The sequence below is a fragment of the Burkholderia sp. THE68 genome, assembly GCF_009938265.1.
Taxonomy (GTDB): domain Bacteria; phylum Pseudomonadota; class Gammaproteobacteria; order Burkholderiales; family Burkholderiaceae; genus Caballeronia.
Map to the genome: position 1 here is coordinate 1,469,425 of NZ_AP022319.1, position 23,183 is coordinate 1,492,607.

At 63.3% G+C, this 23,183-nt stretch carries 24 protein-coding genes; 21 read left to right on the top strand and 3 right to left on the bottom strand.

Annotated elements, in window-relative coordinates:
- The first annotated feature begins 44 nt into the window (after positions 1-44).
- From BTHE68_RS35165 to BTHE68_RS35190, 6 genes are read left to right on the top strand one after another with little or no spacing between them, the layout of a single operon-like run.
- Entirely contained in the window at positions 45-527 is a 483-nt protein-coding gene (locus BTHE68_RS35165; protein ID WP_162070852.1) for an RbsD/FucU family protein, read from the top strand.
- Positions 524-1,456 (top strand): ribokinase, encoded by a 933-nt coding sequence (gene rbsK, locus BTHE68_RS35170; RefSeq protein ID WP_162070853.1) that lies wholly within the window; start codon positions 524-526, stop codon positions 1,454-1,456. The genes BTHE68_RS35165 and rbsK overlap by 4 nt, the downstream gene beginning before the upstream one ends.
- A complete protein-coding gene (locus BTHE68_RS35175) occupies positions 1,453-2,496 on the top strand; it encodes an ABC transporter permease (RefSeq protein WP_162070854.1) in 1,044 nt (347 codons plus the stop codon). Before rbsK ends, BTHE68_RS35175 begins: the two co-directional genes overlap by 4 nt.
- A 47-nt stretch (positions 2,497-2,543) precedes the next feature.
- Positions 2,544-3,548 (top strand): substrate-binding domain-containing protein, encoded by a 1,005-nt coding sequence (locus BTHE68_RS35180; protein ID WP_162070855.1) that lies wholly within the window; start codon positions 2,544-2,546, stop codon positions 3,546-3,548.
- 53 nt (positions 3,549-3,601) lie between these two features.
- A complete protein-coding gene (locus BTHE68_RS35185; RefSeq protein WP_162070856.1) occupies positions 3,602-5,131 on the top strand; it encodes a sugar ABC transporter ATP-binding protein in 1,530 nt (509 codons plus the stop codon).
- A complete protein-coding gene (locus BTHE68_RS35190; protein ID WP_162070857.1) occupies positions 5,128-6,189 on the top strand; it encodes an ABC transporter permease in 1,062 nt (353 codons plus the stop codon). The genes BTHE68_RS35185 and BTHE68_RS35190 overlap by 4 nt, the downstream gene beginning before the upstream one ends.
- A 75-nt stretch (positions 6,190-6,264) precedes the next feature.
- Here the strand turns inward: BTHE68_RS35190 and BTHE68_RS35195 are convergent, their stop codons facing one another.
- Entirely contained in the window at positions 6,265-6,987 is a 723-nt protein-coding gene (locus tag BTHE68_RS35195; protein ID WP_162070858.1) for a DeoR/GlpR family DNA-binding transcription regulator, read from the bottom strand.
- A gap of 145 nt (positions 6,988-7,132) precedes the next feature.
- On the bottom strand, positions 7,133-7,813 hold the full coding sequence (locus BTHE68_RS35200) for a dihydrofolate reductase family protein (protein WP_162070859.1): 681 nt from the start codon (positions 7,811-7,813) through the stop codon (positions 7,133-7,135).
- Between the two features lie 101 nt (positions 7,814-7,914).
- On the opposite strand from BTHE68_RS35200, the gene BTHE68_RS35205 reads away from it, so the two are divergent.
- The 4 genes from BTHE68_RS35205 (at position 7,915) to BTHE68_RS35220 (ending at position 10,593) form a co-directional block, all read left to right on the top strand.
- Positions 7,915-8,163: a hypothetical protein gene (locus BTHE68_RS35205; RefSeq protein WP_162070860.1), complete on the top strand. Its 249-nt coding sequence runs from the start codon at positions 7,915-7,917 to the stop codon at positions 8,161-8,163.
- 254 nt (positions 8,164-8,417) lie between these two features.
- Complete coding sequence (locus BTHE68_RS35210; RefSeq protein ID WP_162070861.1) at positions 8,418-8,705, top strand: DUF3649 domain-containing protein; 288 nt, start codon at positions 8,418-8,420, stop codon at positions 8,703-8,705.
- The gene (locus BTHE68_RS35215) at positions 8,672-10,330 is read left to right on the top strand and encodes a PepSY-associated TM helix domain-containing protein (protein ID WP_162070862.1); all 1,659 of its coding nucleotides are present in this window, start codon (positions 8,672-8,674) and stop codon (positions 10,328-10,330) included. The genes BTHE68_RS35210 and BTHE68_RS35215 overlap by 34 nt, the downstream gene beginning before the upstream one ends.
- Entirely contained in the window at positions 10,327-10,593 is a 267-nt protein-coding gene (locus BTHE68_RS35220; RefSeq protein ID WP_162070863.1) for a DUF3325 domain-containing protein, read from the top strand. Before BTHE68_RS35215 ends, BTHE68_RS35220 begins: the two co-directional genes overlap by 4 nt.
- A 3-nt stretch (positions 10,594-10,596) precedes the next feature.
- On the opposite strand, the gene BTHE68_RS35225 is transcribed toward BTHE68_RS35220, so the two are convergent.
- Positions 10,597-11,499, bottom strand: coding sequence for a DMT family transporter (locus BTHE68_RS35225; protein ID WP_162070990.1), 903 nt, complete (start codon positions 11,497-11,499; stop codon positions 10,597-10,599).
- A 168-nt stretch (positions 11,500-11,667) separates the two neighbouring features.
- Between BTHE68_RS35225 and BTHE68_RS35230 the strand changes: the two genes are divergently transcribed.
- The 11 genes from BTHE68_RS35230 (at position 11,668) to BTHE68_RS35280 (ending at position 23,171) form a co-directional block, all read left to right on the top strand.
- Positions 11,668-11,973 (top strand): non-heme iron oxygenase ferredoxin subunit, encoded by a 306-nt coding sequence (locus tag BTHE68_RS35230; protein ID WP_061178070.1) that lies wholly within the window; start codon positions 11,668-11,670, stop codon positions 11,971-11,973.
- A gap of 14 nt (positions 11,974-11,987) precedes the next feature.
- A complete protein-coding gene (locus BTHE68_RS35235; RefSeq protein WP_162070864.1) occupies positions 11,988-13,235 on the top strand; it encodes an NAD(P)/FAD-dependent oxidoreductase in 1,248 nt (415 codons plus the stop codon).
- Complete coding sequence (locus tag BTHE68_RS35240) at positions 13,222-14,514, top strand: aromatic ring-hydroxylating dioxygenase subunit alpha (protein WP_162070865.1); 1,293 nt, start codon at positions 13,222-13,224, stop codon at positions 14,512-14,514. The genes BTHE68_RS35235 and BTHE68_RS35240 overlap by 14 nt, the downstream gene beginning before the upstream one ends.
- Positions 14,515-15,024, top strand: coding sequence for an aromatic-ring-hydroxylating dioxygenase subunit beta (locus BTHE68_RS35245; protein WP_061178067.1), 510 nt, complete (start codon positions 14,515-14,517; stop codon positions 15,022-15,024).
- A gap of 20 nt (positions 15,025-15,044) precedes the next feature.
- On the top strand, positions 15,045-17,450 hold the full coding sequence (locus tag BTHE68_RS35250) for a xanthine dehydrogenase family protein molybdopterin-binding subunit (RefSeq protein ID WP_162070866.1): 2,406 nt from the start codon (positions 15,045-15,047) through the stop codon (positions 17,448-17,450).
- A complete protein-coding gene (locus tag BTHE68_RS35255; protein ID WP_162070867.1) occupies positions 17,447-18,283 on the top strand; it encodes an FAD binding domain-containing protein in 837 nt (278 codons plus the stop codon). The genes BTHE68_RS35250 and BTHE68_RS35255 overlap by 4 nt, the downstream gene beginning before the upstream one ends.
- A gap of 10 nt (positions 18,284-18,293) precedes the next feature.
- Positions 18,294-19,484 carry a xanthine dehydrogenase family Fe-S subunit gene (locus BTHE68_RS35260; RefSeq protein ID WP_162070868.1) on the top strand — a complete coding sequence of 397 codons (1,191 nt, stop codon included), beginning with the start codon at positions 18,294-18,296 and terminating at the stop codon, positions 19,482-19,484.
- 69 nt (positions 19,485-19,553) lie between these two features.
- Positions 19,554-20,519, top strand: a complete 966-nt coding sequence (locus BTHE68_RS35265) for an amidohydrolase family protein (protein WP_162070869.1) — start codon at positions 19,554-19,556, stop codon at positions 20,517-20,519.
- Positions 20,520-20,537: 18 nt separating this feature from the next.
- The gene (locus BTHE68_RS35270) at positions 20,538-21,290 is read left to right on the top strand and encodes a maleate cis-trans isomerase family protein (protein ID WP_162070870.1); all 753 of its coding nucleotides are present in this window, start codon (positions 20,538-20,540) and stop codon (positions 21,288-21,290) included.
- Positions 21,291-21,301: 11 nt separating this feature from the next.
- Positions 21,302-22,150, top strand: coding sequence for an alpha/beta fold hydrolase (locus BTHE68_RS35275; protein WP_162070871.1), 849 nt, complete (start codon positions 21,302-21,304; stop codon positions 22,148-22,150).
- Positions 22,137-23,171, top strand: a complete 1,035-nt coding sequence (locus BTHE68_RS35280; RefSeq protein WP_162070872.1) for a 2,5-dihydroxypyridine 5,6-dioxygenase NicX family protein — start codon at positions 22,137-22,139, stop codon at positions 23,169-23,171. Before BTHE68_RS35275 ends, BTHE68_RS35280 begins: the two co-directional genes overlap by 14 nt.
- Positions 23,172-23,183 lie beyond the last annotated feature (12 nt).

Genomic DNA, 23,183 nt, shown 5'->3' on the forward strand with positions numbered 1-23,183 from the left:
CGTAGATTCCGAAACGGAACACGCTCATGCATGGAGGAGACGCTGTGCTGAAGAACATCGATCCGCTCTTGAACGCCGATATCCTGTACGCGCTCGCCGCGATGGGACACGGCGACGAAGTGGTGATCTGCGACGCTCATTTCCCCGCCGATTCCATCGCGCGGCAGACGGTGCTGGGCAAAGTGCTTCGCATCGACGGCGCGAGCGCGCCGCGTGCGGTGCGCGCGGTGCTGTCGGTGCTGCCGCTCGATACGTTCGTCGACGATCCCGCCGGCCGCATGGAAATCGTTGGCGATGCAACTGCCTTGCCCGCCGTGCAGCGCGAAGCGCAACGCGAAGTGGACGATGCCGAAGGTCGCGAACAGCCGTTTGCGCCGGTCGAGCGCTTTGCGTTCTATGAGCGCGCGAAAAAGGCCTATTGCGTGATCGCCACGGGCGAAGGGCGCGGTTACGGCTGCTTCATCTTCAAGAAGGGCGTGATGCTCGCACCGGACGCTCCCGAGATTGCACACGGAGGCACGCGATGAAGAGCGTCGTCATTCTCGGCATCTACGTGACGGACCTTGCGTTTCGCGCGCAGCGTATGCCGCTGCTCGGCGAAACGGTCGCGGGTTCGGCCTTCAAGATGGGACCGGGCGGCAAGGGCTCGAATCAGGCCGTGGCCGCCGCGCGCGCGGGCGCGGACGTGATTTTCTGCACGCGCATCGGCGCGGACGCGTTCGGCGAGATCGCGCAGGCGACCTGGGCCGCCGAAGGCATCACCTCGCGCGCGACCGTGATGAACGATGTCGCGACAGGCGCCGCGCATATCTACGTCGATGAGAATACGGGCGGCAACGCGATCATCGTCGCGGCGGGCGCGGCGGGTACGCTCGTGCCCGAAGATGTCGACGCGATCGAGCACGACATCGCGCGCGCGGGCGTCTTCGTCACGCAACTTGAGCAACCGATTCCGGCCGCGCGTCGCGGTCTGGAACTCGCGCGCAAGCACGGCGTGACGACCGTCTTCAACCCCGCGCCCGCGCTGCCGCTCGCCGACGATATTTATCCGCTGTGCGACTACATCACGCCGAACGAAACGGAAGCGACGGCGCTGACGGGGGTGGAGATCGCCAGTATCGACGATGCACGCCGCGCCGCCGATGTGCTGCTGAAGAAAGGCGCGCGCGCCGTGATCGTCACGCTGGGCGAAGCGGGCGCGCTGCTGCACAGCGCGCATGAATCGACGCTCGTGCCCGCGTTCGATTGCGGCCGCGTCGTCGAAACCGCGGGCGCGGGCGACGGCTTCACGGGCGGCTTCGCGGCCGCGCTCGCACGCGGCGAAAGCCCGCTCGATGCGGTGCGCTTCGGCTGCGCGCTCGCGAGCCTTTCGGTGACGCGCCCGGGCACCGCGCCGTCGATGCCGCGTCTCGTCGAAATCAACGCCGTGCTCGCGGAAAGGAGCGTCACGCAATGAAAGGATCGAAGTGGCTCGCTGATCGCCAGTTCAATTTCCTGATCGGCGTGAACGTGCTCGTCGTGATCGTCGCGACGTGGATGTCGCACGGCCAGTTCCTCGATATCGACAATCTCCAGTCGATGGGCGGCCAGTTGCCCGAACTCGGCCTGCTCGCGCTCGGCATCATGTTGTCGATGGTGTCGGGCAATGGCGGCATCGATCTGTCGGGCGTCGGACTGGCGAATCTCTCCGGCATGGTCGCGGCGATGCTGCTGCCGCACATGGTCTCCGCCGACGATTCGCCCGCGCTCTATACGGCGGTATTCGTGTGCATCGTCGTGATGGTGGGCGCGATCGGCGGCTTGCTGAACGGCGCCGTGATCGCGAAGCTCAGGCTCACGCCGATTCTCTGCACGCTCGGTACGCAACTGCTTTTCACGGGCATCGCGGTGGTGCTGAGCAATGGCGCGTCGGTGCGAGTGGAATACGTTGATCCGCTTTCCAACATCGGCAACGGCACCTTCCTGCAAGTGCCCATTTCGCTCTGGGTCTTCATCGCCGCCGTGCTGCTGCTCGGCTGGGTGCTGAAGCGCACGCCGTTCGGCCTGCGCCTCTATCTGATGGGCACGAACCCGAAAGCCGCGTTCTATGCGGGCATTCCCCGCGCGCGCATGCTGATCCTCACCTATGGCATGTGCGGCGTGCTCGCGTCGCTGGCGGGTCTCATCAGCGCGACGCATACGTCGAGCGCGAAGTGGGACTACGGCAACTCGTATCTGCTGATCGCGATCCTGATCGCGGTGATGGGCGGCGTGAATCCGGCGGGCGGGTATGGGCGCATCGTCTGCGTGTTCCTCGCCGCGACGGTGCTGCAGTTCCTGTCGAGCCTGTTCAATCTGCTCGGCGTATCGCAGTTCTTCGGCGATTGCGCGTGGGGCTTTCTGCTGCTCGCATCGCTCGCCTTCGCGGGCGGCGAGCGCGTGCGCGCGATCTTCGGCATCGGCGGCGCCGCGCCCAAACGCAATGTGCCACCGCCGCCCGCATCGACCGGACGTTAGTGTGATTCGTTAAAGAGACCAATCGGACCATAAAAGGAGACAACGCAATGAAGCTCAGCAAACTCGGTACCGCACTGACGGCGATCGCACTCGCCGCGGGCGCGATCGCAGCCGCGCAGGCCGCGACCAACGAAACCATCGTGACGGTGGTGAAGGTGACCGGCATCAACTGGTTCAACCGCATGGACGAAGGCGTGAAGGAGTTCGGCAAGGCGAACCCGAACGTCAACGCCTATCAGACGGGCCCGGGCCGCGCCGACGCCGCGCAGCAACTGAAGATCATCGAGGATCTGATTGCGAAGAAGGTCACGGCGATCGCCGTCGTGCCCTACGATCCGCCGACGCTCGAACCCGCGCTCAAGAAAGCGATGGATCGCGGCATCAAGGTCGTCACGCATGAAGCGGACAACGCCAAGAACACGATGGTCGACATCGAAGCCTTCGACAACACCGCGTACGGCGCGGGCCTCAACGAGCGCCTCTCGAAGTGCATGGGTCAGCAAGGCAAGTGGGCGGTGCTGGTCGGCTCGCTCGGTTCGCGCTCGCAGGTGCAATGGGCCGATGGCGGCATCGGCAACGCGAAGGCCAAGTATCCGAAGATGGATCTCGTCGAGCCGAAGCTCGAAACCAATAACGATGGCGAGCGTGCCTATCAGGTCGCGAAGGAAGTGCTGCGCAAGCATCCGGATCTGACGGGCTTCCAGGGCTCGTCGTCGCTGGATGTGATCGGCATCGGCCGCGCGGTCGAGGAAGCGGGCAAGGTCGGCAAGATCTGCGTGTACGGCACCGGTCTGCCGACGGAAGCGGGCAAGTTCCTCGAAAGCGGCGCGGTCAACGGCATCGCGTTCTGGGATCCGAAGCTCGCCGGTCTGGCGATGAACAAGGTCGCGCAGATGCTCGTCGAGGGCAAGGAAGTGCAGAACGGCGCGGATCTCGGCATCACCGGCTACAACAAGGTCACCGTGACGAAGGGGCCGGGCAAGGGCGTGATCGTGCGCGGCACCGGCTGGGTCGACGTCGACAAGACGAACTACAAGCAATACAACTTCTGATGTGACGCGCGCGGCGCGCTTTTTCGAAGGCGCGCCGCGTGCCCTGGACAGACATGACCACAACGACACCGCTTCTCGAAGTCGTCGATATTCACAAGCGCTTCACCGGCGTCTATGCGCTGCGCGGAGTGAGCCTCGCGTTCGAGCGCGGGCAGATCTATCACTTGCTCGGCGAGAACGGCTGCGGCAAGAGCACGCTCATCAAGATCATCTCGGGCGCGCAGCCGCCTGACGAAGGCGAACTCGTGATCGAGGGCGTGCGCCATAAGAAGCTGTCGCCGCTCGAATCGCTTTCGGCGGGCATCGAAACCGTTTATCAGGATTTGTCGCTGCTGCCGAACATGAGCGTCGCGGAGAATGTCGCGCTGACGTCCGAGCTTGCCGAACATGCGGGCAAGCTCGCGCGCACGTTCGATCGGCGCGCGCTTGCGCAAACGGCCGCGCGCGCGCTCGAAGCCGTGGGCCTGCCCGGCGACGCGGAATTCCAGAAGACGCTCATCGAACAACTGCCGCTTGCGACGCGTCAGCTCGTCGCGATTGCGCGCGCGATTGCCAGCGAGGCGAAGTTCGTCATCATGGACGAGCCGACGACCTCGCTCACGCAGAAGGAAGTCGATAACCTCATCGCCGTGCTCGCGCGTCTGCGCGCGGACGGCGTGGCCGTGCTGTTCGTGAGTCACAAGCTCGACGAGTGCTATGCGATCGGCGGCGAAGTGATCGTGCTGCGCGACGGCCAGAAGATGGCGCAAGGTCCGATCGAAAACTACACGAAGGCGCAGATCAGCGAGCTCATGACGGGCAAGCATCTTTCAACGGAGCGCTATCGGGCGGAGGGCGAAGCAGGTGCATCGCAAGTCGTGCTCGACGTGCAGGGCGTCGGCCGTAAAGGCCAGTTCGCCGATGTGTCGTTCAAGCTGCACAAGGGCGAAATTCTCGGCGTGACCGGTCTGCTCGATTCGGGCCGCAACGAACTCGCGCGCGCGCTTGCCGGCGTCGCGCCCGCCGATGCGGGCACGGTCACGCTCGACGGCATGCGCGTGCGGCTGCAATCGCCGGCGGATGCGAAAGCGCAACGCATCGGCTATGTGCCGGAAGACCGCCTGAACGAAGGCCTTTTTCTCGACAAGCCGATTCGCGACAACGTCGTCACCGCGATGATCGCGAGCCTGCGCGACCGCTTCGGCCAGATCGACCGCAAACGCGCGCAAGAGCTTGCCGAGCGCACCGTGAAGGACTTGCAGATCGCGACACCCGATGTCGACAAGCCCGTGCAATCGCTTTCGGGCGGCAATCAGCAACGCGTGCTGATCGGCCGCTGGCTCACGATCGATCCGCGCGTGCTGATTCTGCACGGGCCCACGGTCGGCGTCGACGTGGGATCGAAGGACATCATTTACCGCATCATGCAGCGGCTGTCGAAAGAGGGCATCGGCATCATCCTGATCAGCGACGACCTGCCCGAGCTGCTGCAGAACTGCGACCGTATTCTGATGATGAAGAAAGGCCGCGTCGCGAACGAATATCGCGCGGACCGGTTGACCGAAGCCGATCTTTATCACGCGCTACTTTCAGAGGCAGCATGAGCATGAGCGAATCCATCCGCCGCACGGGACGCGAACCGATGCCGCAACCCGTGGCCGAAGTCGCGCCGCGTGTGCGCAAGGGCAATCTGTACGCGCAACTGATGCGCAATCCCGAGTGGTTCACGGTCGGGCTGATCGTGGTGACATGTCTGGTCGTCGGCGGCATCAATCCGCGCTTCTTCCAGTTCGCCACGCTGTTCGACATGCTGCATTCGGCGACCACGGTCTCGCTCTTTGCGCTCGGCACGCTCGTCGTGCTGGCGTCGGGCGGCATCGACGTATCGTTCACGGCGATCGCCGCGCTGACGATGTACTCGATCACCAAGGCGGTGTTCGCGTGGTGGCCCGAGTGCCCGTTCGTGCTGATTCTGCTCGCGGGCGCGATCGGCGGCGTGATTCTGGGTGTGATCAACGGGATGCTCGTGCATCGACTGAAGGCGCCTTCGCTGATCGTGACCATCGGCACGCAGTATCTGTATCGCGGCTTGTTGCTGACGTTCGTCGGCACGCAGTTCTTCATGAACATTCCGCACAGCATGGATACGTTCGGGCGTTTGCCGCTGTTCTTCTATCACACGTCCGATGGCTTGCGCGCGGTGCTGCCGGTCTCCGTGCTCGCGCTCGTGCTCGCGGCGGTCGTGACGTGGTGGCTGCTCAACCGCACGATGATGGGCCGCGGCGTCTACGCGATGGGCGGCTCGCTCGCCATCGCGGAACGTCTCGGCTACAACCTGCGCGCGATTCATCTGTTCGTGTTCGGCTATACGGGTCTGCTTGCGGGCGTCGCTGGCATTTTGCATGTGTCGACGAACCGGCTCGCGAATCCGTTCGATCTCGTCGGCACGGAACTCGATGTGATCGCGGCGGTGATTCTTGGCGGCGCGCGCATCACGGGCGGCACGGGAACGGTGATCGGCACTTTGCTTGGCGTCGTGCTGGTGACGCTCATCAATAGCGTGCTGATTCTGATCGGCGTGCCGAGCACCTGGCAAAAGGTGATCATCGGCGCGTTCATTCTCGTCGCGGGGACGTTGTTTGCGTTGGGGCGCAGGCAGTAACGCGCTTTCAAAAAGCGGAACAAAAAAGGCTCGTTCAAATCCTGAACGAGCCTTTTCGTTTTTAATCGGAACGATTCAACTGCGTTTTCGCACTGCCTGACCTTGCTCGGTGATGATCGAATCGAACTCCGAAAGCTGCGAGAACCGCACTGCCTTGACCTTGCCGAACTTGCTCGCATCGACGACGAGATGCCGTTCCACCGCGCTCGCCATCGCGGCCTGCTTGATGGCGACCTCGTGAAAATTCCAGCACGTCACGCCGCGTGCTTCATCCACGCCGCCCGCCGACATGAACGCCTTGTTGATTCCCATGCGCCGCAACGTCTCGACGCTCTCGTCGCTCGCGAACGATTCCGATGACGGCACGTAGACGCCGCCCAAAAGGATCATCCGCACGTTCGGCTTGCGCCGCAAAATCTCCGCGACATTGAGCGAATAGCACACGACCGTCAGATGCATCTCCGTGGGAATCTGCCGCGCGAGCGTGGTGAGCGTCGTGCCACAGTCGATGAAGATGGTTTCGCTGTCCACGAGCAGACGCGCGGCATGTGTCGATGCAACCGCCTTCGCCTGCGCGAAATGGTCTTTTTCTTCTTCGATGGTGTAGCCCGCGTTGGGCACATCCGCGGCGCTGACGATATAGCCGCCGAGATACGTGAACTGGCCGGGATGCGCGGCGATATCGCGACGCACCGTCATTTCCGATACGCCGAGCAATGCGGCCGCATCGCGCAGGCGCATCACGTTCTGTTTTTCGAGCGCGCCGGAAAGGGCGCGCATGCGGTCGGTTTTGGCCATCGAGACGGCGCGACGAAGCGCGCGTTGAAATGGCGGCGCGTCGCGCGAGGGATGTTAGGTTTTCGTCGTTGAATGAGAGAATTATAACAATGCAAGCCGCGTTTCCAGCCGCCTGCCACGCGTTGCGCGGGTAAATCCCGAGGGCTCACGCCTTACGCGTATAGCGCAGCCAGACGACGTCGTGTTCCAGTTTTTCGACCGAATCGAGCGTCAGATACGCAGGCTTGCGCCACGCGTTCATCGCGATTTCGAACGATGACGTATGCGCTTCGCGCCCATCGACAAGCGGAATCAGCAGCACGCTGACTTCATCCGCGAGTTGCGCATTCACGAAGGCGCCCGACACATGCCCGCCGCCTTCGACGATCAGCGTTCCGATTTTCAGTTCGCGCCCGAGCGTATCGACGACGCGCTCGAGGTCGATATCGTCCTTGCCGCCGAACACATACGATGCATCGATCGACTGGAGATACGCGAGGTAGTCGTCCTCCACGCTCTCGGCCAGCACTTCGACGATATGCGATTCGAGCGCCGTATTGCTCTTCCACGCGACGCGTCCCTTCGGATCGATGGAAATCGCGTACTGGCTCGCATCGCGTTTGGCGAAGTGGTCTTCACGCGGAATCGGCCCGTTCGCGCGCCCGCGCGGATAGTCGCGGTCCTTGCCGTGCGAGATTTCCTGCATCGTAACGCGGCCGCAGACCCAGGCATCGGCCTTGAAACGCGCGGCGGTGTCTTCGTAGATGGGCGACGCGAAATCGAGATTCCAGTTATCGGTCAGGCTGCGGCCATCGATCGACGACATCATGTGACAGACGATATGCATGTTTTTCTCCAGGCAAGAGGGCGGCGATGCATCGACGGTGCAAGCGCCGTGCCGCTGTGAAGCGCGATGCACGGCGCGCTCATTGTGAGAAAATCATCGGCATGAAAAAGCTCGCACTCTTCGTTCCGGTTTTCCTGATCACGCTTAGCCCGCTCGCGCACGCCAGCGTCGAATCGGGCGCGCACCAGTTCAAGGAAGACGTGAAATCCGCCGGCCGTCAGACCGGGCACGCCGCACGCGATGCCGCCCACGCCATCGGCGACGGCGCCAAATCGGCGGGGCATGCCATCGCGGACACGTCCAAACGCGGCTATCACGCCACGAAAAAATGGGTGACGGGCGAAGAATAAACCCGTCACGCCGTTCAGGAATTTCTTCTATCGATGCGTCCAGCGGCGCATCGCGCCTTCCTCGCGCGCTCGCGCAACCTTCCTCGCCTTTTAAGCATCGCTTGACAAGTTCGGCGGGCGTTATTGATAATTATTATCATTTACGCTGATCGACTGATTTTCCGGCGCGCCTGTTCCGTGGGCGCACGCCCGGCCGAACATTCTCCTACTCGAACACCTTGGAAACACATGACGCAGCGATTCGCACTCGTTCAATGAGCGCGATCGTCAGGCACGGCCCACTCGTTTCGCGCATCGTGGCCGCGATATTCGGCGGCTACGCGCTCGCCGCACTCGTGAGCGTCGCGGCACTCGCATTGCCGATGAGCAAGCCGCAAGCCGTGCTGACCGGCATGCTCGCGAGCTTCGTGATTTACGCGTGCGCGGTGATCTGGGTGTTCGCGGTTCGCAGCGCGCAGCGCGCGTGGGCAGGGCTCGTGATCGTCGCCGTGCCGCTGTTGCTGGCCGCATGGAGCGTGGCGCCGGGAGGGCTTCTGTCGTGAAGCACGCACGCGAGCGCAAGCCGAAGGGACGCGGCATTCGCCAGAGCATGTCGGACCTGCATACGTGGGCGGGACTGCTGGCCGGATGGATTCTTTACGCGATGTTCCTGACCGGCACGGTCAGCTACTTCAAGGACGAAACCTCGCAATGGATGCGGCCGGAGCAGCCGCATCAGCGCGAGATCGGCGACCCGGCGCTCGTCGCGCAACGCGTCACGGCGACGCTCGGCAAGATTGCCGCGGGCAGTTCGCAATGGAGTTTCGAATTGCCGGGCGAGCGCACGAGCGTCATCGATTCATTCTGGCGCACGCCGGGCGCGGCGGCGGGCAAGCGCACCTTCGAACAGGCGAGCTTCGATCCCGTGACGGGCCAGCGCACGAGCGCGCGCAAAACGCTCGGTGGCGAATTTTTTTATCGCTTCCATTTCCAGTTTTATTACATGCCGGTGCTATGGGGACGATGGCTCGCGGGACTCTGCGCGATGTTCATGCTTGTCGCGATCGTGAGCGGCGTCATCACGCACAAGAAGATCTTCGTCGACTTCTTCACCTTCCGATGGGGCAAGGGTCAACGCTCATGGCTCGACGCGCATAACGCGCTATCGGTGTTCGGCCTGCCGTTTCACGCGATGATCACGTACACCGGCCTCGTCACCCTGATGGCGATGTACATGCCGTGGGGCGCGCAGACCGCGTTCAGGACGCCCGCCGAGCGACAGGCGATGACATCGCAGTTGAGCGCGTTCATTCAGCCTGGCAAACCGGGTGGACAGAACGCGCCGCTGGCGCCCATCGACGCGATGGTGCGCGAAGCCGAGGCACGCTGGGGCCGCGACAGGATCGGCCGCGTGACGATCACGAATCCCGGCGATATCACGGCGCGCGTGGCCGTTTCGCGCGGCGAGGCAGCGCGCGTGTCGATGAGTCCGCAATACATGCTTTTCGATGGCGTCACGGGCAAGCTCATCGAAGTGAAGGATCAGGTCGGCGGCGCGGCCGAGACGCGCGGCGTGCTCTACGCGCTACATCTCGGGCGTTTCAGCGATCTGCAATTGCGCTGGCTGTATTTCATCGTCAGTCTCGCGGGCACGGCGATGGTCGGCACGGGGCTCGTCATGTGGACTGTGAAGCGCCGCCAGAAACTGCCTGATCCCGCGCGGCCGCATGTCGGCTTCAGGCTCGTCGAGCGCCTGAATATCGCGAGCATCGCGGGATTATCGGTCGCGATGGCGGGCTTTCTGTGGGGCAATCGCTTGCTGTCGCCCGGCATCTCCGCGCGCGATGAAGCGGAGATCAACGTGTTTTTCGCGGTATGGGGCGCGACGTTGCTGTATGCCTTCGTGCGTCCGGCGAGGCGCGCGTGGATCGAACTGTTGTGGCTCGCCACGGCCTTGCTCGCGCTGCTGCCCGTGCTGAATGCGATGACCACCGACAGACCGTTGTGGCGCAGCATCGCGCAAGGCGACTGGGTTTTCGCGGGCTTCGATCTGATGATGTGGGCGTTCGCCGCGCTGCATGCGGCGCTCGCACTGCGCGTGACGCGCCAGCGTGCACGCGTGAAGCCGGTGGGGAAGCAGGCCGTTGCGCGCGCCGTGACGGCCCGGCGTGAAGAGGAAAGCGTATGACGCTCGTTTTCTGCGTGATCGCTTTCGCCTTCCTGGCCTTATCAATGGATCGCCACCAGACGACCTTGTTCGGCCGTGAGTTGCGCGCCGGACGATCGCGCGGCTTTCGTATCGCGGGCTGGTGCGGTCTCGCGCTCGCGCTGCGCTTTGTCGTCGGTACTGAAGGGTGGGCGCTCGGTCTCGTGAGCTATAGCGGCTGCACGAGTCTTGCGGCGGGGCTCGTATACGGCGGACTCATCGCGTACGAGCGATTCGCGGATTGACGTTCACGCAAGCGGTCCTTCAGGAATCTTGCGCTGCCACGCAACGGCGATCGCACTGCCGACGATCAACGCGATGCCCGCAAGCGAAAGCGGCGCGATCGTCTCACCCCACGCGATATACGCAAACAATGCGGCCCACACGATGCTCGTGTAGTTGAAGGGCGCGAGCGTGCCGGCGTCGGCGCGCCGGAAGGCCACTGTCATCAGGATCTGTCCGACGGTCGCCAATGCGCCGAGCAATGCCATCAGCGCGAGTGCATCGAGGGTCGGCGTCTTCCAGCTGAACGCGAGCGTGCACGCCGTGACGAGCGTTCCCACGGCGGTGAAGAACAACACCGTGGTGCGCGAATCGTCCGTGGCGCGAATCCGCTTGATCTGGATGATCGATAGCGCGCCGCACAACGCACTCGACAACAACAGCAACGGTCCGAGCCAGCTCGATTCGCCGCCGCCCGGCCGAACGACCAGCAGCACGCCCGCGAAACCGATCATGGCCGCCACGGCCGAACGCGCACTGAGCTGCTCCTTCAGGATGAACGGCGCGAGCACGACGACGATCAGCGTTTCCGAATACGCGATCGCCACTGCCTCGCCCAGCGGAATATAGGGCAAACCTGCGAAGAAAAATCCGGACGCGCCGAGCAGCGTCAGCGCGCGCCATGTCTGTCCCTTGATATCGAGGCGCTTCACGCGCTCGATCAGCGAACGCTCGCCGACACAGCACGCCGCGATGGCCGGCGCAAGACCGAACAACATGCGGAAGAACGTGAGTTCGTTGGCCGGATAGTGCAGTGCGATGGCCTTCGCGAGCGTATCGACGATCGCGAAGCACAGCATCGAAGCAAGGATGAAGCCAATGCTGGCGAGCGGCAGATGGGACGGGCGCGTGACGGTGGTGGAAGGCATGACGCTCGACATCGTGACGGAGGCTGGAATCATCGCATAGCCGCGTGTGCCTGCCCGTCCGTCTACGGGAAAGCCATTATTTTTGTTCGGGTTGACTCTCCGAAAAGTCCTGCTAGTATTCGCTCATCAAGTTCATCAGCATACTGATCGATTTCGAAGGGGCGACAGATGGCACTCAGGTTCGCGGCGAAACTCGCCGATCTCGTGGAAGACGAGCCGCTCGGCGTGACGATCGGCGAGGAGCGGATCGCGCTCTATCTGCTCGATGGCGAAGTGCATGCCACGCATAACGTTTGCACGCATCAGTTCGCGCTTTTGAGCGATGGCTATATGGAAGACGGCTGCATCGAATGTCCGCTGCATCAGGGGCGCTTCGACATCCGCACGGGCGCGGCGCAGTGCGCGCCGGTCACGCAGGCGCTGCGCGTCTACGGCGTGCAAGTGGAAGGCGGCGACATTTACGTCGATCTGTGAGGCGCGGAGCAATCATGGCGACGCAGACGGTATTGATCATCGGCGCGGGACAGGCGGGCGCGCGAGCGGCCGAAGCGCTGCGCACATACGGATTCGAAGGGCGCATCGTGCTGGCGGGCGACGAGCGTCACGCGCCGTATGAAAGGCCGCCGCTCTCGAAGGACGTGCTGCTCGCGCAAGACGATGACGATTGCTTCAAGGGCTGGGTGCACACAGCCGAACTCTATGACACCGCCCGCATCGAGTGGCTCGACGATCGCGTGCTGCGCCTCGACACGCAACGGCATGTCGCGACGCTCGCACGCGGCGGCGAGTTGCGCTACGACCATTGCCTGCTGACCACGGGCGGTCGCGCGCGCCACCTGGCCGACGTTCCGGAAGGACCGCACACGTTCTATCTGCGCACGCTCGACGACGCGATGCGTCTGCGTTCGCGTCTTGCGACCGCGCGCTCGGCGGCAGTGATCGGTGGCGGCTTTCTCGGTCTGGAATTCGCGGCGAGTGCGCGCACGCGCAGCCTCGATGTCAGCGTGTTCGAATCCGCAGCGAGCCTGTTGAGCCGCGCCTTGCCGCCGATCTTCTCCGAACGTCTGCGCGCGAAGCACGAGACGCACGGCGTGCGTTTCGTATTCGACGCGATGCGCTTGCAAGTGCGAGAGCACGCAACGGGCGTGCAAGTGAATGGCGAGCACTTCGATCTGTGCGTGGTCGCGATCGGCCAGGAACCGAACGACGAACTCGCGAAGGCCGCGGGCATCGCGACGAACAACGGCATCAGCGTCGATCGTCATTGCCGCACGTCCGCGCCCGATGTCTATGCGGCTGGCGATTGCGCGAACTTCCCATATGGCGCGAACGATCGCGCGACGCGCCTCGAATCGTGGCAGAACGCGCAGGAACAGGCGATCGTCGCGGCGCGCAACATCGCGGGCGACGCGCTCACTTATGCGCCGACTCCGTGGTTCTGGACCGATCAATACGACTGGAACATCCAGATGCTCGGCATGCCCGGCGGCGCCGTCGATCGATGGATCGAACGCGCGGGCGCGGACGGCAAGACGCTGCTGATGGCACTGCGCGACGGTGTCATCGTCCATGCGCTCGCGATCAATCAGGGCGGCGAACTGCGCGCGATCAGACGGCTCGTCGAAGACGCGGTGCCCGTCGACGCCGGCATGCTCGCCGACCCCACGATCAAGCTGCGTCAGCTCGAACGGCTGATTCGCTCAACACACTCGGGAGATCAAGGTGTACTCGTCTGAAACGATCATCGGCGTGCATACGCCTCAAAGCAAGAATCCGCCGATCGAAGGGCTCGTGTGGCCCGAAGAAGGGCTGCAATGCATTCCCGACTGGGTCTATACGAGCGAAGCCGTCTATGCGCGCGAAGTCGAGCGGATCTTTCATGGCCGCACCTGGAACTTCGTTGCGCTGGAAGCGGAAGTGCCGAACGCCGGGGATTACAAGCGCTCGTATGTAGGACCGACGCCGGTCGTCGTATCGCGCGCCGAAGACGGCTCGATCAACGTGTTCGAGAACCGCTGCGCGCATCGCGGCGCGGAGTTCTGCCGGCACAGCCGCGGCAACAACAAGGAATTCGTGTGCCCGTATCACCAATGGTCGTATGACCTGAAGGGCAATCTTCAGGGCGTGCCGTTCCGGCGCGGCGTGAACAAGCTGGGCGGCATGCCGAAGGACTTCCGCACCGACGCGCACGGCCTGAAGAAACTCGCGGTCGCGACGCGCAACGGTGTGGTGTTCGCATCCTTCACGCATGACATGGAGCCGCTCGAAGACTATCTCACGCCCGAGATCCTCACGGACTTCGACGCCGTGTTCAACGGCAAGCGCCTGCGCGTGCTCGGCTTCTACAAGAACGAGCTGCCGTGCAACTGGAAGATGTATCACGAGAATCTGAAGGACCCGTATCACGCGACGCTGCTGCATTCGTTTCTCGTCGTGTTCGGTCTGCTCGTCGCGGGCAATCGCTCGGCGATGGTCGCGGACAGCAAGTACGGCATTCACGGCACGATGGCCTCGGCGAAAAGCGATTCGCTCTACGCGACCATCGACGAAGACAAGAAGAAGGAGATGCGCTCGTTCCACGACGGCATGACCTTGCGCGATGAACGCTTTCTCGAGTTCATCAAGGAATTCGATTCCGAGTGGTCCGTCACGATGCAGACGATCTGGCCGAACCTCATCGTGCAGCGCGAGATGAACACGCTCGGCGTGCGCCATATCGTTCCGAACGGACCGAACAGCATGATCATGCTCTGGACCATGTTCGGCTATGAAGACGACACCGACGAGATGCTGCGTCACCGTCTGCGCCAGGGGAATCTGATGGGACCATCGGGCTTTCTCGGCCTCGAAGACAACGAAGCGATGAAGTTCGTCCAGGAAGGCGTGCGCCGCTCGGTGAGCGATCGCAGCATCATCAAGCTGGACGGCGACAAGATCGGCACGGCTGACAACCTGATCTCCGAGGCTGCCATTCGCGCCATGTACAAACACTATCGTGAAGTCATGGAGTTCTAGATGTTGCCAGGATTCGAGAAGCAGAATATCGCGCACGACAAGGCGCTGATCGCGCGCGCCGCCGTGGAGGATTTTCATGCGGAGTATTGCGCGGCGCTGGATAGCGGCGACATCGAGCGCTGGCCGGAGTTCTTTACCGAGAACTGTCTTTACCGCGTGACCGAGTACGAGAACGCAGCGAACGGTTTTCCCGTCGGGCTGGTGTATGCGGAAGGGCGCGACATGTTGCGTGACCGCGCAGTGGCGATCTCGCGCACGCAGATGTTCGCGCCGCGCCAGATGCTGCATTTCGTTTCGAACGTACGCATTCTGAACGCAACGGATGAAGAGATCATCGCGCAGAGCAACTACATGTTGCTGCAGACGCTCGTCGAAGGCGCGACGACTTTGCATCAGGCGGGCAGGCTTTTTGATCGCTTCGCGCGCAATGGTAACGTTCTTCTGCTGAAGGAAAGACAGGCGGTGTATGACACGGCGATGATCGCGAACGATCTCGCTTATCCCGTCTGAACATCGTTGGGAGAGAGCGCATGAGTCACACCGAACACATGGAAGCGCCGGCCGAAAGCGGGGGCGTCGGCGCGCGCGTCAGACGCCGCGAAGACGAGCGGCATCTGCACGGCAAGGGCAAGTTCGTCGCCGACTATACGTTTCCGGATTTGCAGGAAGTCGCGTTCCTGCGCAGCCCCGTCGCCCATGCGCGCATCGTGCGTATCGGCAAGCCGGAACAGTATGCGGAGCAGGTGATCCTGCGCGACGACATGCAGGGCGCGACCGATATCGTCGCGGATTCGAGCCTGCCCAGCTACAAGCCTTCGTCGCATCCGCCGCTCGCGTCGGGCAAGGTGCGTTTCGTAGGCGAGCCGGTCGCGATGTGCTTCGCGAAGACGCGTGCGCAGGCCGAGGATATCGCCGAGGAAATCGAGCTCGATCTCGACGAACTGCCGGCCTTCGCAAACGCATTCACCGCACGCGAACGCACCGATGTGCGCGTGCACGATCACTGGACCGACAATCTCTTTCTCGACCTAAAGGCCGATGTCGACTTCGACGCACGTTCGAAGGACGCGCCTGTCGTCGTGAAGCAGAAGGTCAATCTCGCACGCCAGTGCATGGTGCCGATGGAAGGCAAGGCCGTGCTCGCGTACTGGGATCATACGCATTCGCAACTCGTCGTCATCACGTCGACGCAGGTGCCGCATATGATCCGCACGGTGCTGTCGCAGTGTCTCGGCATCGAGCATGGGCAGGTACGCGTCATCTCGCCCGATGTCGGCGGCGCGTTCGGCTACAAGTGCGTGCTTCAGCAGGAAGAGTTGTGCATTGCGTGGCTCGCGCTCAAGTACCGCAAGCCGTTTCGCTTCATCGAGGATCGCCGCGAACATCTGATCGCCGGTGCGAACTCGCGTCAGCATCACTACGAGCTCACCGCATATGCCGATGAAACGGGCCGGCTGCTCGCGCTCGACGCACAGCTTCTGATCGACGGCGGCGCGTATTCGGCGTGGCCGTTCACGATCGGTCTGGAAACGGGACAGGCGCTCGGCAATCTGCCGGGGCCTTACGATTTCTCGGGCTATCGATGCCGCACGCAATGCGCCGCGACCAACAAGCCGGGCTTCCTGCCGTATCGCGGCGTCGCGCGCACGGGCGTGTGCTTCGCGATCGAACTGACGATGGACGCGATCGCGCGCGCCGTCGGCCGGGAAGCGTGGGAAGTGCGTCACGACAATCTCGTGCGCGGCGCGGACATGCCCTATACCAATGTCGTGAAGAAGCACTACGACAGCGGCGACTTCCAGGAAAGCCTGCGCCGCGCAGTGGCGCAACTCGATGTGCCGAAGTGGCGCGCGCGGCAGAAGGCGGGCGAGCAGGACGGGCGTCTCGTCGGTATCGGCTTCGCGACCTTCACCGAGCAATCCGCGCACGGCACGGCGGTGTTCGCGTCGTGGGGATTGCCGGTCGTGCCGGGCTACGATCTCGCGACCGTGCGTATCACCGCGGACGGTGGCCTCGAAGTGCGCGCGGGCATTCACTCGCACGGGCAAGGCATGGAAACCACGCTCGCGCAGATCGCGAACGAAGTGCTCGGCGTGCCGCTGCAAAAGATCAAGGTCGTGCATGGCGATACAGCGCTTACGCCGTACTCGACGGGCACGTATGCATCGCGCAGCATCGTGATGGCGGGCGGCGCGGTCGCCACGACGTGTCGCGAACTCGTGCCGCGTCTGCTGTTCATCGGCGCGCATTTGCTCGGTGAAGAACAGGACGCCGTGCGTTTCGAGAACGGTGAGGTGATCGGCGCAAGCGGGCGTGTGACGATTCAGGAGATCGCATCGGCGTGGTATCTGCGTCCCGAGCGTTTGCCCGCCGGCGTGAATCTCGCCGGACTGGAAGCGACGCAAGGCTTCAAGCCGAAAGTCGATACCGGCGCGTTCAGTTACGCGACGCACGCGGCGGCAGTCGCCGTCGATACGAAGACCGGCGATGTCGAAATCCTCGATTACGTGATCGTCGAGGATTGCGGCCGCATGATCAATCCGATGGTCGTCGAGGGGCAAACGATCGGCGGCACGGCGCAAGGCATCGGCACCGCGTTCTACGAGGAAACACTCTACGACGACAACGCGCAGCCGCTCACATCGACACTCGCCGACTACATGTTGCCGGGACCGACCGAGCTGCCGTCGCTCACGATCATCCACATGGAAACGCCTTCGCCTTATACGGAGTTCGGCGCAAAAGGCGTGGGCGAGGGCGGAGCGATCGCGCCGCCCGCCGCGCTCTTCAACGCGGTGAACGATGCGCTCACGCCGCTCGGTGCGAGCGTGTCGGAAACGCCCTTGACGCCGCGTCGTCTGCTTGCGGCGATCGAAGCGGCGAAGTCCAGCAAGGCGACCAGCCAGGAAGAACTGAGGCAGGAGGTGGCGGGATGAAAGCCGCTGCATTCGAGTATGTGAAAGCCGCGTCCTTGGCCGACGCGCTCAGGGAACTGAAGGACGCAAAGCCGATATCGGGCAGCCAGTCGATGGGCCCGATGCTGAACCTGCGTCTTGCACGGCCGGGCCGCGTCGTCGATGTATCGCGCATCGCCGATCTGCGCACGGTGTCCGAAGCGGGCGACTTCGTGCGCGTCGGCGCGGCGGTGACGCACGCCGAAATCGAGGACGGCAAGCACGCGCTCCTGCGTCATCCGTTCATGCAGCATGTGGCGAGCGGCATCGCGTATCGCGCGATCCGCAATCGCGGCACGATCGGCGGCAGTCTCGCGCATGCCGATCCCGCCGCCGACTGGCCGCTTGCGTTGTCTGCGCTGGATGCGCGTCTGGAACTGTCGAAGGCCGGCGGGACACGGCAAGTGCGCGCGGGTGAATTCATGCTGGGCGCATTCACGACACTGCTGGAAGACGGCGAGATCATCACCGCGGTGCTGTTGCCGAAGCTCGGCCCGACGCTGCGCTGGGGTTACTACAAACTCTGCCGCAAGACCGGCGAATTTCCGCACGCGAGCGCGGCTGCCGCTTTCGATGCGCGCACCGGACTCGCCCGCGTGGTGCTCGGCGCGCTCGACGGCCCGCCGACCGCGCTCGACGAACTTGCGCGGCAGATCGCGCAGCGCGGGCCGGCCGCCGCCACCGAAGAGGTGCTCGCGCAGGCCGTCGCAGGCGCGATGCCCAACGCGGACGGCATCGACCGGCAGATTCATACGGCGGCGCTCGAGCGTTGTCTTGCGCAGGCGTTCGGCGTGTCGAGCGCGAATACAGTTTAAAGAGACTGCAATGTCCGTCATCGAACTCAACATCAACGACCGTTCCGTGCGCAGCGATGTCGAATCGCGCGTGCATCTCGGCGACTTTCTTCGCGACACGCACAACCTGACCGGCACGCACCTCGGCTGCGAGCACGGCGTATGCGGCGCGTGTACCGTGCTCGTCGACGGCGAGCCGGTGCGCTCGTGCATCACCTTCGCGGTCGCGTGCGATCAGCAGAAGGTTCGCACCATCGAAGGCTTCGACGACGACGAACTCATGAAGCGTCTGCGCCATGCCTTCTCGATACATCATGGCCTGCAGTGCGGCTACTGCACGCCCGGCATGCTGATCACGGCGCGCGATATCGCGCGGCGCATTCCCGATGCCGACGAAGCGCGCATCCGGCTCGAATTGTCCGGCAATCTGTGCCGATGTACGGGCTATATGGGCATCGTCGCGGCGATCAAATCGGTGCTCGCCGATCTGAAAGTGAATCCGATCGCGGAAGCGCCTGTGCCGCGCGCAGTTGTCAGCGATGCAACGACCTCTGCGCCCGCGTTTCAGACCTTCGCGGCCGCGCCGGCCAGCGCGCCGCATGCGCCTGTGGCTGCAAGCTTTGCATCGACCGATCAGCCCGCGACGCTTCGCAAGGGCTGGACCGCGATCGACGACAGCTTCGTCGTGCCCTTCGCACTCGACAAGGTGTGGGCCTTCATGGGCGATCTGCCTTCGGTCACTTCATGCTTGCCCGGCGCGGAACTGGTCGAACACGACGGCGAAAGCGTGAAGGGCAGAATTGCGATCAAGTTCGGTCCGATGTCCGCGAACTTCGCGGGCGCGGCGCGCCTCGAACGCGACGACGCCGCGCATCGCGCCGTCATGCGCGGCGCGGGGCAGGACAACATCAGCCGGTCGCGCGCCAACGGCGACGTCACCTATGCATTGACGAGCGAAGCGGGCGGCAACGAGACGCGTGTGGCCGTCACGCTCGAATACATGCTGCAAGGGCCGCTCGCGCAGTTTTCACGTTCGGGCCTCGTGAAGGATTTCGTGCGCCGCATGATCGCGGATTTCGGCGCGCGCATCACGGCGCAGCTTGGCGGAAGTGCAGCGCCCGAGGCGGGTGCGGCGGCATCGTCAGCGAAGTTCAATGCGGGCAGCCTCGTATGGAGCGTCGTCTGGGGGCGCATCAAACAGCTATTCGGCAAGGGCGGTTGAGCCAGGATGGCGCGCTAACGGGCGCGTCGTTCGGCTATATCGTCAGTCTACTGATCAACTGGAGTTCAAATGACAAAGCGGATTCGCAAGATCGCCCTGGAAGAGCATTTCAGCACGCCGGGTTTTCAGGGTTATTCGAAGAGTTTCACGCAGCATATCGCGCCCGAAGTGTTGCGCGATCTCGCCGCGCGTCTCACTGATTTCGATGAACAGCGCATCGTGGAGATGGATCGCGCGGGCATCGACTATACGATTCTTTCGCAGACGGGTCCGAGCGTGCAGGGCGAAGCCGATGCCGCACTCGCGATCAGCCGCGCGAAAGAGAGCAATGACTTTCTCGCGCAGCAGATTGCGCGTCATCCCGCGCGCTTCGGCGGCTTTGCGACTCTGCCGATGCATGGCGCAAAAGCGGCATCCGATGAACTGACGCGCACCGTTCGCGAACTCGGCTTCAAGGGCGCGCTCGTCAACGGTCATACGCTCGGCGTCTACTATGACGATCGCGCTTACGACCCCTTCTGGGCGACGATGCAGGAACTCGACGTCCCTCTGTATCTGCATCCGACCGATGCATTCGTGAATCCGCGCGTGCTCGACGGTCATCCCGAACTCGCGGGCGCGACCTGGGGCTGGGGCGTGGAAACCGGCAGTCATGCATTGCGTCTGCTGTTCAGCGGCGTGTTCGATCGCTTCCCGAATCTGAAGATCATTCTCGGCCACATGGGTGAAGGCCTGCCGTATCTGCGCTGGCGCTTCGACAGCCGCTTCGCGGTGTATTCGCATGGCGTGAGCCTCGAACGCGCGCCTTCTGAATACATCGGCACGAACATCCTGATCACGACGTCGGGCGTGTGTTCCGCGCCCGCGCTCATCGGCGCGATCGGCGAAATGGGCGCGCAGGCGGTGATGTTCTCCGTCGACTATCCGTATGAGTCGACCGAGATCGCGGCGGAATTCATCGAACGTGCGCCGCTCGATGACGCCACGCGCGCGCTCGTCTGTCACGGCAACGCCGAACGAATCTTCCGCCTTTGAACATACATGGAGCAACACATGACGAAGACCTATCGCATCGGCCAGATCGTGCCGAGCTCGAACACGACGATGGAGACCGAGATACCCGCGATGCTGCTCGCGCGTCAGACGATCCGCCCCGAGCGCTTCACGTTTCATTCGAGCCGCATGCGTATGAAAAAAGTCGTGAAGGAAGAACTCGCCGCAATGGACGCGGAGTCGGACCGCTGCGCCGTCGAGCTTTCCGATGCGCGCGTTGATGTGCTCGGCTACGCGTGTCTGGTCGCGATCATGGCGATGGGGCATGGCTACCATCGGGTGTCGCAAAAGCGCCTGCATGAGCGCACGGTTGAGAACGGCGGCGAGGCGCCTGTGATCACGAGTGCGGGCGCGCTCGTCGATGCCCTGAAGGTGATCGGCGCGAAGCGTGTCGTGGTGGTCACGCCTTACATGTTGCCGCTGACGGAACTCGTCGTCGACTATATCCGCAACGAAGACTACGACGTGATCGACTATCGCGCGCTCGAAATTCCCGACAATCTGGAAGTCGGCCGTCATGATCCGAGCCGGCTGCCTGAGATCGTCATGTCGATGCGCTATCAGGAAGCCGATGCCATCGTGCTGTCCGCCTGCGTGCAGATGCCTTCGCTGCCGGTCATCGCGAAGGTCGAGGCGATGACGGGCAAGCCGGTCGTCACCGCCGCCGTTGCGACGACGTACGCGATGCTCAAGCAACTCGGGCTCGAAGCGGTCGTGCCCGGCGCGGGCGCGCTGCTGTCCGGCGCTTATTGAGCGAGGCGCGCATGTCGACCTATCGATACGGCGGCAACGTTCACGCGAACGGCATCCGCCAGCATTATCTGCGCTATGGCGACGCGCGACCGGGACGCGATCCGGTGATCATCGTGCCGGGCATCACGAGCCCTGCAATCACCTGGGGATTCGTCGCGGAGCATCTCGGCAAGGTGTTCGATGTCTATGTGCTCGACGTTCGCGGACGCGGACTGTCGTCGGCATCCGATGCGCTCGATTACAGTCTCGATGCGCAAGCCGCCGATCTGATTGCGTTTGCAACGACTTTGGGCTTCGAGCGTTACAGCGTCGTCGGCCACTCGATGGGCGCGCGCATCGGCATTCGCGCGGCGCGTTCGAAGCCAGCGGGCTTGACGCGTCTCGCGATGATCGATCCGCCCGTTTCGGGTCCGGGACGCCGTCCTTATCCGTCGCAGTTGCCGTGGTATGTCGATTCGATTCGCCAGTCGCGCGAGGGCATGAGCGCCGACGCGATGCGCACCTTCTGTCCGACATGGACCGAAGCGCGACTCGCCTTGCGCGCCGAGTGGCTGCATACCTGTGACGAACGCGCGATACGCGCGAGCTTCGAAGGCTTCCACACCGACGACATCCACGCCGATCTTCCGTATCTCACGATGCCCGCATTGCTCGTCACTGCAGGCAGAGGCGATGTCGTGCGCGATACCGACGTCGACGAAATCCGTACGCTCGTGCCGCATCTCGTTCATACGCGCGTGCAGAACGCAGGCCACATGATTCCGTGGGACGACGAAGCCGGCTTTCATGCGGCGCTCGGCGATTTTCTCGGCGCATCCGTGCCGCCGCTCGATGAAGGAGGCAAGCATGCCCGTCAGTGACTATCAGATGGTCGATGCGTGGACCCAGGTGCTCAGGCTCTCGCGCCTCGAAGCCGGGCAGACCGTGACCATTCTCACGAGCGCATCGACGCATCCGCAAACGCTTTCGACCGCGCTGATCGCGACGCAATCGATGGGCGCGATCGTCAATCGCCTCGATCTGCCGCCCGTCAACGGCGAGAAGTCGTTGAGCCGCGATTCGCTCGCCTATCTCGGCACGACGCCCTTGACCGGCAATCGCGCCGCCATCGCCGCGTTGAAGGAAAGCGATCTCGTACTCGATCTGATGACCTTGCTGTTCTCGCCCGAGCAACTCGATATTCTCAAGACCGGCACGAAGATTCTGCTCGCGGTGGAACCGCCCGAAGTGCTCACGCGCCTCGTGCCGACACCCGCCGATCGTGAACGCGTGCTGGCCGCGCAGGCGCGCATCGCGCGCGCGAAGGAGATGCATATCTTGTCTGCCGCGGGCACGGATTTCCATTGTCCGCTGGGCGAATTCGAACCGATTGCCGAATACGGTTTCGTCGATGAACCCGGTCGCTGGGATCATTGGCCGAGCGGCTTCGCGCTGACGTTTCCGAACGATGGCCGGGCGCATGGCCGTATCGTGATCGATCGCGGCGATATCCTGCTGCCGCAGAAGAGCTACGCGCAGGAGCGCATCGAGCTGACCGTCGAAGGCGGCTATGCGACGCGTATCGAAGGCGGCGTCGATGCGCAACTGCTCAGCGAATACATGGCCACCTTCAACGATCCCGAAGCGTATGCGATCTCGCATATCGGCTGGGGATTGCAGCCGCGCGCGCACTGGTCGACGCTCGGGCTGTACGACCGCGAGGCGACCATCGGCATGGATGCGCGTGCCTTCGAAGGCAACTTCCTGTTTTCGCTCGGCCCGAACAACGAAGCAGGCGGCAGCCGCACGACGACTTGCCATATCGACATTCCGCTGCGTCATTGCGATGTCTTTCTCGACGGCGAACCCGTCGTGCGCGATGGCGTGGTTCTCGATCGCTAACGATTAAAAAAC